Genomic DNA, 14,710 nt, shown 5'->3' with positions numbered 1-14,710 from the left:
AAGATTTATAAACCTCAATTCTTCTTGAATTGAGGTTTTTTTATACAATAAATCTAAAATATAATTATTTGATGTTTTATTAAATAATAGAATTATAAGTAATCTATTATTTATAATTTAAAAATGAAATATTATAAATTATTTTCGTTATTTGTTTTATACTTTGTTTCTTTGTTTTCTTTATGAAATTGATTCGTTTTTTATTACTAATTCTGTTTTTTTCAACTAGTATAATTGCTCAAGTTGGTGGAGAACAGGTTTATCAATTTTTAAACTTATCTACTTCTGCAAGACAAGTTGCTCTTGGAGGCGAAGTTTTGACTTTGATTGATGATGTAAATCAACCAATTTGGAATCCAGCCGTGATAAATGTTGATTTAGATAATCAATTTTCTGCAAATTATTCAAGTTATTTAGCTGGAATTAATGTAGGAAGTATAGCATATTCAAAATTGATATCCAGAAGATTTGGTACTATTCATGGAAGTATAAAGTATTTGGATTATGGAAGTTTAATTGGTGCTGATGATCAAGGGAATGAAACTGGAAATTTTAATGCAAATGATATTGCAATTTCTATTGGTTATGCTCTTAACTTACCTTGGACTAATTTTTATTTTGGATCCAATTTAAAATTAATTAATTCTAACATAAGTAGTTACACTTCTATAGGAGTTGCTGCTGATTTTTCTTTAATATATTATAGCCCATATAAACCTTTTTCTTTGACTATAGTTGTTAGAAATATAGGAACACAAATTAAAACTTTTAATGGAATCAGTGAAGAATTTCCTTTTAAAGTGTCTTTAGGAGCTTCTTATCAATTAAAATATGTTCCTTTAAAATGGCATTTAACTATTGATAATTTGCAACAATGGAATATTTCAGTTGCAAACCCTTCTGAACAAACTATAGATTTTGAAGGTAATATAATTAACGAAAGTATTAGTTTTTTTGAGAATGCTATGAGGCATATAGTTATTGGTGCTGAATTATTTCCTGAAAGTGCTATTAATTTAAGATTAGGTTATAACTTTAGAAGATCTTCAGAATTAAAATTACAAAATGTAAGAACTTTTGGAGGTATTTCTTTTGGCTTTGGGTTAAAAGTTAATAAAATTAAATTCAATTATGCGTATTCTAAATTTCATTCTGCAACAAATGCAAGTACATTTAGTTTACAAATTAATTTAGATAAATATTGATATGAATAATAAAATTACTATTGCAATTGATGGTTTTTCTTCAACAGGAAAAAGTACTATTGCTAAATTAATAGCTAACAAGTATAATTACATTTATGTAGATTCTGGTGCTATGTATAGAGCCGTTACATTATTTGCAAAAAATAATAATTTTGTAAGTAAAGCTTTTTTAAATATTGAAGAGCTTGTTAATAATCTAGAAAATATTACTTTGTCTTTTAACTTTAATAAAGAATTTGGTTTTGCAGAAATGTTTTTGAATGGAGTTAATGTTGAAAATGAAATAAGAACTTTAGAAGTATCACAATTGGTAAGTAAAGTTGCTGCTATATCTGAAGTTAGAAAAAAGTTAGTTGCTGAGCAACAGAAAATGGGAGTGAATGGTGGAGTTGTTATGGATGGTAGAGATATAGGAACAGTAGTTTTTCCTAAGGCTGATTTAAAATTATTTATGACGGCTTCTGCAGATAAAAGAGCTACAAGAAGGTATAAAGAATTGTTAGACAGAGGAGATAATGTTAGTTTTGATGAAATTCTTTTTAATGTACAAGAGCGAGATAGGATAGATTCTACTAGAAAAGATTCTCCATTAATTAAAGCTGATGATGCAATTGAATTTGATAATTCAGATATGGGAATTACAGAACAGTTTGATAGAATTTGTGCTTTAGTAGATAGAAAATTTTCTTAGAGGCTAAAAATGAATAAACTAGTTTAGCCCTGGTTGAAACGGCATCCTTTTTTATGCCAACTTTATTCAATAAATTTTAAAATAATCATATTGTTTTTCACTAAATATAAGATGCTGAAATAAATTTCGCATAAAAAAGATATAGTGGAAAACAGGAAATAGCTTCAAATAAAGATAAACAGAATCGTTTATCATTTTAAAGTTGAAAATATTATGTTTTAAGGTATATTTAGATATTTATGAGTTTGTAAAGAAATTTTCCACTTAGGATTTTTCATTACATAATCTACAATTTCTTCTGTCATTTTTTCTTTTTTACTCCATTCAGGTTGTAAAAAAAGTTGACATTTTTCACCAACTTTTGCAGCTTGTTCTTCAGCAAAATCAAAATCTGATCTATTATGAATAATCATTTTTAATTCATCTGCATGTGGGTATACTTCGGCTAAAGGTAATTTTGTTTTCTTAGGTGAAAGACAAAACCAATCCCATTTACCAGAAAAAGAATAAGCACCTGAGGTTTCTATATGTGTTTTGATATTCTCTTTTTGAAGTAAATTAGTTATAAAATCCATTGACCACATTAAAGGTTCACCACCAGTAATAACAACAGTATTAGCGTATTTTTTTACATTTTGCACAATTGTGTTTGCTAAAGTAGGTGGATGTAAATCTGCATTCCAACTTTCTTTTACATCACACCAATGACAACCTACATCGCAACCACCAACTCTTATAAAATAAGCAGCGGTTCCTGTATGCGAACCTTCACCTTGAATTGTATAAAATTCTTCCATAAGTGGAAGCATTATCCCTTTGTCTACTAAATCTTTTGTTTCTTTATCCATCTACATTAATATCAACCAAAAAGGTTTTAAAAAATGCAAAGGTAGTTTTTTGATTATCAAGAATAAAAAGAATAATAATTTAATTCTAAATACTTAATAATCAACAAAATTTTGTAAATTTGCACTCCTTTTTACGATAACAGATTTATAAAAGGAATTAAATAAAACAATTTATAAAAACAACTCTTTGCGTTTTTATCGTTAAAAATCTGGATAACAATAAGATACAAAATTATTTTAGACACATGTCTGAAGAAACAAAAAACACTGAAGAGCAAGTAGTTGCTGCTGAAGTACAAGAAACTGCAACTCCTGTAGTTGAAACAGTTGAAGAAACTGTAAATACTGAACAATTTTTAGCAGATTTTAACTGGCACAAATACGAACAAGGTATTGAAGCTGTTGATGAAGCAAAATTAGAAGCTTTTGAAAAAGCGTTAGAAGGAACTGTAGGTTTTGTAAACGAACGTGATGTAATTGAAGGAACTGTAATCAGAATTACTGATAGAGATGCAATCATCGATATCAACTCTAAATCTGAAGGAGTTATTTCTTTAAACGAATTTCGTTACAACCAAGGTTTAGCTGAAGGAGATAAAGTAGAAGTATTGGTTGATAAAAGAGAAGATTCTTCTGGTCAATTAGTATTATCTCACAAAAAAGCAAGAGTAATTAAAGCTTGGGAGCGTGTTAACAATGCTCATGAAACTGGAGAAGTAGTTAATGGTTTTGTTAAATGTAGAACAAGAGGTGGTATGATTGTAGATGTTTTCGGAATCGAAGCATTCTTACCAGGTTCTCAAATTGATGTTAAGCCAATTAGAGATTACGATCAATATGTAGAGAAAACAATGGAATTCAAAGTTGTGAAAATCAACCACGAATTTAAAAACGTTGTTGTATCTCATAAAGCTCTTATTGAAGCTGATATTGAATTACAGAAAAAAGAAATTATTGGTCAATTAGAAAAAGGACAAGTATTAGAAGGTATTGTTAAAAATATTACTTCTTATGGTGTCTTTGTTGATTTAGGTGGTGTTGATGGATTAGTACATATTACTGATTTATCTTGGTCTAGAATCAACCATCCAAATGAGGTTGTAGAATTAGATCAAAAATTAAACGTTGTAATTTTAGATTTTGATGATAACAAATCTAGAATTCAATTAGGATTAAAACAATTATCTGCTCATCCTTGGGAAGCTTTAAATACTGATTTAAAAATTGGTGATAAAGTAACAGGTGAAGTAGTTGTAATTGCTGATTATGGTGCGTTTGTTGAAGTAGAACAAGGAGTAGAAGGATTGATTCACGTTTCTGAAATGTCTTGGTCAACTCATTTACGTTCTGCACAAGATTTCGTAAAAGTTGGTGATAAAGTTGAAGCGCAAGTTTTAACTTTAGATAGAGAAGACCGTAAAATGTCTTTAGGTATCAAACAATTACACCCGGATCCTTGGACAGATATTACAACTAAATTCCCAGTAGGTTCTACACATACTGGTACTGTAAGAAATTACACAAACTTTGGTGTGTTTGTAGAGTTAGAAGAAGGAATTGATGGTTTAGTTTATATTTCTGATTTATCTTGGACTAAGAAAGTGAAACATCCTTCAGATTTTGTGACTGTAGGTGACAAACTAGAAGTTCAGGTTTTAGAATTAGATGTTGATAACAGAAAACTTAATTTAGGACATAAACAAACACAAGAAAATCCTTGGGATGCTCATGAAGAAACTTACACAATAGGTTCTGTTCATGAAGGTGTTGTTAAAGATAAGAATGATAAAGGAGCAGTTGTAACTTTTGCTGATGGAGTAGAAGGTTTTGCACCAAGTAGATTCTTAGAAAAAGAAGATGGTACTAAATTGGGTAAAGGTGAAACACTTAAATTTGTAGTTTTAGAATTCTCTAAAGAATACAGAAGAGTAGTAGTTTCTCATACGTCTATCTTTAAAGAGCAAGAAAAGAAAAATGTAAAAGCAGCAGTTCAAAAAGCAGCAGATGCAGAAAAAACTACCTTAGGTGATATTGGTGGTCTTGCAGATTTAAAAAAGAAAATGGAAAATGCAGCAAAAAAGAAATAATAATTTCTAATTAGTTGTGAATCCTACACCATTGTAGGTATCTATAAATTTTAAAAGCCTTTGCAATTTGCAAAGGCTTTTTTTATGGACAAATTTTACAAACAATTTATGTTAACTTTGTAATTAAAATATTTACAAAAGATGAAAGCTCTTTTATAGCATTATAAAAGATTTTATTCTAAACGTTATAACCTACATTTTATAAAAGGTTATAACATTTACAAATAAAATTTATTTCAACCTTAGTTTTATGGAGTATGATTATATATTAAAGAGAACTATAAAACATTTTTTTAGAAAAATGTACCTTTTATTTTTTTCCAAGTTTTTATTAGAAAAATCATAGCTATTAAGGCTATAAATGAAATAATTATAGCTAATTGAGTTTCTCCATAAATCCAATATCCAGTTGCAAACATGCAGCTATAAATTAATATACAACCCAAAAGCATTGCTAATATACCTGAAGGCACATTCCAAGCAGTATCTTTTTTAGATTTTAGTTTTACTGAGTTTATAATTTTTTTCCAACCTGGCCCACCTGGCTCAGTTTTTAAATAGAAATTTTCAAGTACCTCATTACTTTCTGGTTTTGTTAAATAAGTAACTACAATCCATATAATTGTTGTTAATAAAACAACCATTGGAAATTTGGCCCAACTTGGCATATATCCTTCGGTTCCAAAAAAACTATTACTTATTGTTTGTGAAGAAAACACTAAAGAAATAATACCAGAAACGATCATTGCTGAAATTTCACTCCAAGCATTTATACGCCACCAAAACCATCTTAAAATAAATATTAATCCAGTTCCTGCTCCAAACATTATAATAATATCAAAAAGTTGTTTTGCATTTTGCAAGTATAAAGCGAATAATGCACTTAAAATCATTAGTATAACTGTTGAAACTCTTCCAACAGAAACTAATTCTTTTTCTGATGCACTTTTATTTATCTGCTGTTTATAAAAATCATTTACAATATAGGATGATCCCCAATTTAAATGTGTAGAAATTGTTGACATATAAGCTGCTATTAATGATGCTAAAACTAACCCCAATAAACCACTTGGTAGTTTTGTTAGCATTGCTGAATAGGCTAAATCATGCCCAAGTTTATCTTGAGAAATATTAGGAAAAGCTTCTTGAATACTTGCAATGTCTGGATAGATAATTAATGAAGCCAATGCCACTAAAATCCAAGGCCATGGACGTAAAGCATAATGCATAATATTAAAGAAAAAAGTAGCCCCAATTGCATGGTTTTCATCTTTTGCAGCTAGCATTCTTTGAGCAATATAACCTCCACCACCTGGTTCTGCGCCAGGATACCATGAGCTCCACCATTGTACAGATAAAGGAATTATTAATAAAGTAATAACAGCTTCTGTATTATTAAAATCAGGTAAAATTGATAATTTGTTAACTACGTTTTTATGTGATATTAAAGCGTCAATTCCTCCAACTTCAGGTAAATTAACCAAGTAATATGCTGCCCCTATAGCACCAGACATCGCAACAAAAAACAATAAAAAATCTGTGTAAACAACCCCTTTAAAACCACCAAGGGCGCTAAATATTACAGTTACAGAACCTGCATAAATAATAGTTTCCCAAGGTTGTAAACCTAACATAATACTTCCAATTTTTATTGCGGCTAAAGTTACACCAGCCATTGCAAATACGTTAAAAAGTAATCCCAGGTAAAGTGCTCTAAAAGCTCTTAAAAACTTTGCAGGTTTTCCTCCATATCGTAATTCATAAAATTCGATATCAGTTTTTACATTTGATTTTCTCCATAGTTTTGCATACACAAAAACAGTTAATAAACCAGTAATTAAAAAAGCCCACCACATCCAATTAGAAGATACTCCATCTTTTCTAACAATATCTGTTACAAAATTTGGTGTATCTGTAGAAAAAGTTGTGGCAACCATAGATATTCCTAATAACCACCAAGGCATGGTTCTACCAGAAAGAAAAAACTCAGTAGAATTTTTCCCAGATTTTTTAGAAACATAAATTCCAATGGAAAGTGTTATCGCAAAAAAAGTGAAAATTAAAATATAATCTAGTGTGCTTAAATTAATCATAAGTTAGTTGTTTATTAATTGCAATATAATTTTTTATTTACCAATGTAAATCTCTTGGATAATGCTTTAAGATATTAAGAGATATTATAAGTACATCATTTATTCATTTTTAGAAATGCTAAATGATAGTTAATACCAAAATTCACAAAGGGACTACTTAAATTACCTCCTTTTGCTTTTACAAATCCAACAGCACTTCTAATACCAAGATTATTATTTATTTGATAATTTAAACCTGCGCTAGGTTTTACAATCAAACCTTCGCCAGTACTAATGCCGCCACCTCCAGCAGCACCAGCTAAAGTTTGTACAAAAAGGGTTGCTTTATCATTTAAAATCGGATTTGTTTTTGCACCTAAACCTACAATACCTTCTGCATAAGCTCCGGCATTTCCAAAATTAGCAAATGATGTTTGACCAGCTACATATAGGTTTTTATTTATATCTAAATTTACTTGTAAAGATATTTGATGCATATTTTCAGCTGAGATAGCATCTCTGTCTGCATTTATATAAACATCTTGTTTTACAATTACATTTAGCCCTTTAAATATTCCTTTTGAAAATATATTTTTGTTTGAAATAATGCCACTTCTTTCAACATAATATTTAAGTCCTATACCATAAGAAGAAGTAAAAACATCTGAATTTGTAGACATTACATAACCTGTATTAATTGCGATAAAAAGATCGTTAAATAATTTTTGCTCAATAGATATATCAGGATAAATTAAAAAACCTCCTTTTGTGTCAATTCCGCCACCACCGCCAGCTCCAACACCAAATTTGGCTATAATGTTAGTCCTGTTTTTGTTAAAAGCATAGTGATATCCGCCACCTAAAAAAACATCCATATAACCCGCTTTTATACCATCGTAAGCACCATCAACCTTTACAAAAGCAAACCAATTTTCTGTTAGGTAAGAGGCAAATTCAAAACCTGCTAATCGTATGGTTTCTCCATTATATTTTACACCACTTGATTGTTGCGTATTTCCTTTAATTTTTAAGTTATTTGCATGAAACATTAAAGAATTTCTTTTGGTAGGTATATTCCAATCAGACTTTTTTAATTCATCAAAATCATACTCACTTTCTGATGAATTATAATTTGCATGATCATAATCTAAAGGAATTTCTATACCAATATTTAATTGATGTCCTTTAATTTCTCCACCATCAAAAAAATCAACATAACTCCAACCTGAATTTATTGAAAAAGTATTAAAATCATAGCCTAAATTAAAATGAGGTAAAATAAATGCGCCACCACCATCTGGTGCTGATGCACCACCACCACCACCAAAGTGAAAACCAGCGTCTGTATAAAAACGATCGGTTATGTGTTTTTTTATACCAGCATTTATACCCAAAGTAAAAAAACCACCTCTTTCTCCGCTAACAGCACCGTAGATACCTACACCAGCATAGGCCCAGTCATTTAGCATTAAATTATAATGAATTCCTGTAAACCCCATATTTGCTTCATTTACAATTGAGGTTTCTGGCATATTAATCGAAAGAAAATTAATTTTGGCAAAACCTTTTTGAGTTTTTATTTCAGGGATAATGTCGTTTTGAGCAAGTGAGAACTGGCTAATAACCGTGATTGTAAATATTAAAATATACTTTTTCATTTATCTTTTATGAATGGTAATAATTACTGTTTTGGATGTTGGTGTATTACTAATATCAGCTTTGCTTTTTATTGGTACGAGTACGTTTGCTTCAGGAAAATAAGTTGCTGTGCATTGTTTAGGTATATTATAAGGAACTGCTAAAAAACCTTTTGCTTCTCTTTTTTCATCATTAAAATGACTTATTAAATCTACTAAATCTAACTTTTTTATACCTAAATAATTCATATCTTCTTGATTCATAAAAATCACTCTACGTTCATTTAAAACTCCTCTATACCTATCATTTAAGCCATAAATAGTAGTGTTGTATTGATCATGAGTTCTTATAGTCATCATCAAAAAATGATTTTTTTTCAATTTAATTTCTGATGGTTTGTTGATACTGAAATTTGCTTTACCAGTTTTAGTAGGTTCAAAATTATTTTCTCTAGCATTGTTAGGTAGGTAAAAACCTCCTTTAACTCTAACTCGTTTATTAAAATTTTGAAAACCCGGAATGGTTGCTTCAATTTTATTACGAATTAAGTCGTAATTTGAAATTAGTTTACTCCAATTTGTGGTTGAATTTTTTAAAGTAACATTTGCTAAACCAGCTACTATTGCAGGTTCGCTTAATAATTTTTCTGAACAAGGTTCTAAATGACCATGAGATTGATGAACAATTCCCATAGAGTTTTCAACAGAAATAAATTGCTCTCCAGAAGCTTGAAAATCTTTTTCAGAACGACCTAAACAAGGTAAAATCAATGCTTTTTTTCCATGAATCAAATGGCTTCTATTTAATTTAGTTGAAACCTGAACGGTTAAATTACAATTCTGTAAAGCTTCCGCAGTAAATTCTGTATCTGGAGTTGCAGAAATAAAATTACCACCCATTCCAAAAAATACTTTTGCCTTTTTTTGATGCATTGCTTCAATGGCATCAACAACATCAAAACCGTGTTTTCTTGGCGCTTTAAAACTGAATTCTTTTTCTAAATTATCTAAAAAAGAAGCAAGTGGTTTTTCCCAAATTCCCATTGTTCTATCTCCTTGAACATTAGAATGTCCGCGAACAGGGCAAGTTCCTGCACCTTGTTTTCCAATACTTCCTTTTAATAATAAAATATTTACGATTTCTCTAATATTATCAACCCCATTTTTATGTTGTGTTAAACCCATTGCCCAACAAAAAATTATTTTTTCATTGTTGATAATTAGGTTTGTAGCTTCTTTTATTTGGGCTAAAGTTAAACCCGTTTGAGGTAGTAATTCATTTATTGAATAGTTATCTAAATCTTTTAAAAGAATGTCTAAACCTGCTGTTTTTTCTTCAATAAATTGATGATTAAAAACTGAATATGGCTCAGCATCTTCTTTTTCTTTCATCAATTTTAAGATAACTTTTAGCAAAGCTACATCACCATTAATTTTTATTTGTAGAAATAGATCTGTTAAATTTTGTCCAGAACCAATCCATTTTAAAGGATTTTGTGGATCTTTATAATTAAGTAAACCAACTTCGGGTAATGGGTTTATGGTAATAATTTTGCCACCTTTCTTTTTAGTTTCACTTAAAGCAGTTAACATCCTTGGATGGTTTGTTCCTGGGTTTTGACCAATAACAATTACCAAATCTGTGTGGTTGAAATCATCTAAAGTAACAGAGCCTTTGCCAATTCCTAAAGTTTCAGAAAGTGCTGCGCCACTAGATTCATGGCACATGTTAGAGCAATCTGGTAAATTATTAGTACCAAACTGACGCACAAATAATTGATATAAAAAAGCAGCTTCATTACTGGTTCTTCCTGAAGTATAAAAAATAGCTTCATCAGGAGAATCTAAAGCATTTAACTCATTGCCAATAATTTTAAACGCATTATTCCAAGAAATTTCTTCATAATTATCTTTACCTTCCGGCAAATACATTGGATGGGTAATTCGTCCACTTTTACCAATTTCATAATCTGATAATTTAGATAATTCTTTGACCGAATGCGTTGCAAAAAATAAAGGAGAAACTTTATTTTTTGTAGCTTCTTCAGCAACTGCTTTAGCTCCATTTTCACAATATTCAGCTAAAAAAGCACGTTTTGCATCAGGATCTGGCCAAGCGCAACCTGGGCAATCAAAACCATTTTTTTGGTTTAAGCTTTTTAATAACCCAATTCCTTTTATAATACCAACTTCATCATTAATATGTGCTAATGCAGATTTTATAGCTTTTGCACCAACTGCAGATTTTGGAATGTCAATAGTTTGAATTCCTGTTAGTTTTTCTGGAGGTTGTGCGTCTGTTTTTTTATGCATGCTCTAATTTAGTAATATAATTTGGATTAGAATAGATGGTCATTTTTTCATTTCTTGTAAAACCAATTAAACAAATGCCAAACTCTTTTGCAAAATCTACAGCTAGTGATGAACATGCCGAAATTGCAATGATTACTGGAATTTTTGCAATAAATGCTTTGGTTACTATTTCATATGAAACACGACCACTAACCAATAAATAATTTGCAGATTGTAGTTTGTTTTTTATTAATAAATCGCCTACAACTTTATCTACGGCATTATGTCTTCCAAGATCTTCTTTTATAGATAATAAATTCTGTTTTTTATCAAAAATTGCTGCTGCATGACTACCACCTGTAATTTCAAATACCTGTTGAAAATTATTCATCTTCTGCAACATTTTTTTTATAATTGTTATTGAAAAAGAAAATGATTTATTCAGTTTTTTTTCATCTACTTTTAAATCTTTTAATTCTTGTTTACCACAAATACCACAAGACGAAACTGATAATAATGTTCGTTTATTTAAATACCCTTTTCCTAGATGACCTTTAGAGATTGTAGCATTTATTATTTTGTTAATTTTGTTTTCTTGTTCAATTATTTCAAATTTCAGCTGTTCATTTTTTTTATAAATATCTTCCGCAAAAAGCAACCCTCTTATTAATTCTAAATCGTTATTTGGAGTTCTCATAACAACTGTATAAGGCTCTTGATTAATGTTTATTTGTAAAGCGCTTTCTACAACTAAATTATCTGTAATTACTTCTTGTTTTAGTTGTGCAATTTTTAAGGCTTCATATTTTTGAGTTTGCATAGATACAAACTTAATGAAAAGTGATTGTATAAAAAAGGTTCCTATTAAAATCGACACCATTTTAAATTAAAAGATAATTTAAAATAAATGTTAGTTTTATTTAGCCTTTTTCGCAAATGATAACAATATGTTCATTCTCAATATTTGTAGTGAAAAATAAAAAAAGATTTCCACCGTCTTTTATTTTTGTTTCTTTTCTAATTTGTGCAACAGTTTTCGGAAAGTTTCTTGTTGTAATGTTTGCTTTCTTTTGAGGTAATAATTTTTGAATATTTTTCTTTTTGTAAGAAATTACATTGATAATTTTAAAACGCCTTCCTGGAAAATCAATTAAAAGATCTGAAGTATATAAATGTGAATGTTGTTGTAATTTATAAATATTTAATTTTTCTGATATGTGATGAAATGCTCCAGATTTTAGAATAGCAGCATTTGGTTCGTATAAATAGGAGAGAGGTTTCGAATATGTAGATTGTACATTTTCTTGAAACTCAAAGTTAAAAGTTTGATTTCCTTTTTTATCAATATTGATTGTTTTAATATTGATATTGTTTTTGTAGTTTTTTTCTAATAAAAACAACAACTCTTTTACTTCATTATTAACAGCAATGATATGAATCTCTTTGACAAATTTAAGCTCATTTATTGTACTTGTAATATCTAATATTGGCGAATTTTTAAGTAATATTTGGTTTGTTTTGGTGAATAAAAAATGAATATTTTCTGGTACATTTGGTAAGCAGTCTTTTAATAAAAAAACTTTACCTTTTAGGTCATTTCTTCTTGATGGATCTATGTAAATACAATCAAAAAAAGTATCTGATTTTTTAAGAAAATCAATTCCGTTGCCAGAAAGTGTTGCAATATTATTACACTTTAATTGTTGATAATTATATTTTACAATTGTTGACAGTTCATCATTTATTTCACAATAAATTACTTTTTTAAATTGCTTAGAAAAATATAAACAATCAACCCCAAAACCACCTGTAATATCAATAATTGTGTTTCCAGAAACTAAAGTTGATTTATAATCTGAAGTAATTTCTGATGATGTTTGTTCTATACTAATTTTTGACGGAAAATAGATGTTTTTTGTAGCAAACCATGTTGGTAATTTGTGTTTTGCTTTTTGTTTAGCAGAAATTTGATTGGCTAATTCTTGTACAGAAATATTTTTAAATGGACTTCCTTTTAAAATCAGTTTTGTAATATCTGTTTTTAAATTATCATCTATAAATTTCTGAACATCAGCATGTAGAATAGTAAGATTCAAAAGAAATTAAATATCTTTAGTTAATGATTTTACAATTTTATTTTCTGATAAAAATTCTTTTAAAATTACTTTTAAAGCAGTGTAACATGGTACTGCAGTTATCATTCCAGTAATACCAAAAAGTAACCCGCCAATTATAATAATTAAAAAAATTTCTAAAGGATGAGATTTTGTTGTTTTTGAAAATATTAGTGGCTGACTTGCAAAATTATCTACCAATTGAGCAATTAAATACCAGAACATAATCCATAAAGAAGTTGGTAAAATTTCTGTTTGAAAATCTAAACCAATATTACTTGTCATTGATAAAATAAACATAATTACAGCACCAATCATTGGTCCTACATAAGGGATTAAGTTTAATAATGCACATAAAAAGGCAATAACAATTGCATTATCAATATCAAAAACTAATAAAATAATTGTGTAAATGATAAATAAAATGGTGATTTGAAATATTAAACCAATAAAGTACCTAGAAAGTAAATCATTTATAATTTCTAATGATTTTGAAAAACGATTTTCTGTTTTATTTGGAATAATTGTCATAACTCCATTTTTTAAAAGTTTACTATCTTTCATAAAGAAAAAAGAAATAAATAGTACAGAAAATAACCCAACACTTAAGGAACCAATTGCACTTAAAAAAGAGTTTAATAAATTTGGTATTTGTTTAAATTCAGAAGCAAAGTTTAGGTTTTTTAATTCACTTAAAACGTCAATACCTTTTGATGAAAAATAAGCAGTTATTTGGTTAAATATATTTTGAATATTACTTTGAAGCTCATCTACATGTAATAGTGATAAACTTTCACTTTGTTTAATAATTAAAGGAATAAACATGCCAATTAAACCAGATAAAAGTCCTAACATTAATAGCATTGTTGTAACTACTGATAATGTGTTAGGAAACTTTAATTTTCTTCTTAAAAAAAGAATAATTGGTCTTGCAATTAAAGATAAAATTGCGGCAATTAGTATATAAACAATTACTGATTGTATTTTAAATAAAAAGAATAATAGTAAAACTAAACTAAGTATAATAGTTAGTGCTCTTAAAATTCCGTTTGCAATGATTTTTGAGTTCATTAATTATAGCTTTTTACATCTCCCATTGGAATTTCCATTCCAAAAAGAGAAAGTTTATGTTTTGTTGGAAGAAAAATACCAGACTCTGTTTTTTTTAGATCATTCCAAGTTGCAGATACGCCGCCAATAGGAATAATACTCGTCCACATTTTATAAGAAGTAGGAAAGTAGTTGTCATCCAAAATCCACAAATAAGAATCACCAGGAGTTGTTCCTCCAGAAGTATAGGTAATTAATAAAGCCTCTTTATCATTGTGTTTTACAATACTTCTTTCTGTTCCAGAATCAAAAATTTTATAATGAGCTACTAACCAAAAAGAATCATTGTTAAAAAAATCTTTAGCTTTTTGTATTAATTCTTTGTTCTCAGAAATTTTCCCATCAATATAAACTTCAGATTTTTCGTATTGCTTTGTATTTAAAGTCACCTTGTATTCATTCCAAGATATATGAACAATATTTTCTTGTTTATTCCATTTGTAATGATGTTTATTTCTAAAGGACCATTCTAAAATTTTAGTACTTTCAAAGGCTTTATAATTAATGGCGGTAAACATTTTTACTGCCAAATCATCAGCTTCTTTTCCTTTTTTGCCTTCAGGTAAAGCTTCATTATTTGTAAAAAAATATATGGCTCCACTAACTATAATCAGTACTAAAATACTTCCTATTATTTTGAAAAACGTTTTCATA

Annotated in this window: 11 protein-coding genes; 3 read left to right on the top strand and 8 right to left on the bottom strand. The window is 28.6% G+C overall.

The window, feature by feature from the left end:
* The first annotated feature begins 188 nt into the window (after positions 1-188).
* Positions 189-1,205: a type IX secretion system protein PorQ gene (porQ, locus tag Q0733_RS02090; protein WP_298778340.1), complete on the top strand. Its 1,017-nt coding sequence runs from the start codon at positions 189-191 to the stop codon at positions 1,203-1,205.
* Between the two features lies 1 nt (position 1,206).
* Positions 1,207-1,896, top strand: coding sequence for a (d)CMP kinase (cmk, locus tag Q0733_RS02085; protein ID WP_298778337.1), 690 nt, complete (start codon positions 1,207-1,209; stop codon positions 1,894-1,896).
* A gap of 218 nt (positions 1,897-2,114) precedes the next feature.
* Here cmk and Q0733_RS02080 read toward each other — a convergent pair whose 3' ends face one another.
* The gene (locus Q0733_RS02080; protein WP_298778335.1) at positions 2,115-2,744 is read right to left on the bottom strand and encodes a 7-carboxy-7-deazaguanine synthase QueE; all 630 of its coding nucleotides are present in this window, start codon (positions 2,742-2,744) and stop codon (positions 2,115-2,117) included.
* A 245-nt stretch (positions 2,745-2,989) separates the two neighbouring features.
* Between Q0733_RS02080 and rpsA the strand changes: the two genes are divergently transcribed.
* On the top strand, positions 2,990-4,831 hold the full coding sequence (gene rpsA / locus Q0733_RS02075; protein ID WP_298778332.1) for a 30S ribosomal protein S1: 1,842 nt from the start codon (positions 2,990-2,992) through the stop codon (positions 4,829-4,831).
* 293 nt (positions 4,832-5,124) lie between these two features.
* Here rpsA and Q0733_RS02070 read toward each other — a convergent pair whose 3' ends face one another.
* From Q0733_RS02070 to Q0733_RS02040, 7 genes are all read right to left on the bottom strand, one after another.
* Positions 5,125-6,924 carry a sodium:solute symporter family protein gene (locus Q0733_RS02070; RefSeq protein WP_298778330.1) on the bottom strand — a complete coding sequence of 600 codons (1,800 nt, stop codon included), beginning with the start codon at positions 6,922-6,924 and terminating at the stop codon, positions 5,125-5,127.
* A gap of 95 nt (positions 6,925-7,019) precedes the next feature.
* Positions 7,020-8,561: a hypothetical protein gene (locus Q0733_RS02065; RefSeq protein WP_298778328.1), complete on the bottom strand. Its 1,542-nt coding sequence runs from the start codon at positions 8,559-8,561 to the stop codon at positions 7,020-7,022.
* Entirely contained in the window at positions 8,562-10,853 is a 2,292-nt protein-coding gene (locus Q0733_RS02060; protein WP_298778325.1) for an FdhF/YdeP family oxidoreductase, read from the bottom strand.
* Complete coding sequence (gene fdhD / locus Q0733_RS02055) at positions 10,846-11,652, bottom strand: formate dehydrogenase accessory sulfurtransferase FdhD (RefSeq protein ID WP_298778324.1); 807 nt, start codon at positions 11,650-11,652, stop codon at positions 10,846-10,848. The genes Q0733_RS02060 and fdhD overlap by 8 nt, the downstream gene beginning before the upstream one ends.
* 100 nt (positions 11,653-11,752) lie before the next feature.
* Complete coding sequence (locus Q0733_RS02050; RefSeq protein ID WP_298778321.1) at positions 11,753-12,928, bottom strand: class I SAM-dependent methyltransferase; 1,176 nt, start codon at positions 12,926-12,928, stop codon at positions 11,753-11,755.
* 6 nt (positions 12,929-12,934) lie between these two features.
* Entirely contained in the window at positions 12,935-14,017 is a 1,083-nt protein-coding gene (locus Q0733_RS02045; RefSeq protein WP_298778317.1) for an AI-2E family transporter, read from the bottom strand.
* On the bottom strand, positions 14,017-14,709 hold the full coding sequence (locus tag Q0733_RS02040) for a hypothetical protein (protein ID WP_298778314.1): 693 nt from the start codon (positions 14,707-14,709) through the stop codon (positions 14,017-14,019). Before Q0733_RS02040 ends, Q0733_RS02045 begins: the two co-directional genes overlap by 1 nt.
* Position 14,710 lies beyond the last annotated feature (1 nt).

Source organism: uncultured Polaribacter sp., assembly GCF_947500975.1.
Classification (GTDB): domain Bacteria; phylum Bacteroidota; class Bacteroidia; order Flavobacteriales; family Flavobacteriaceae; genus Polaribacter.
This window is presented reverse-complemented; position numbering and strand designations above follow the sequence as displayed.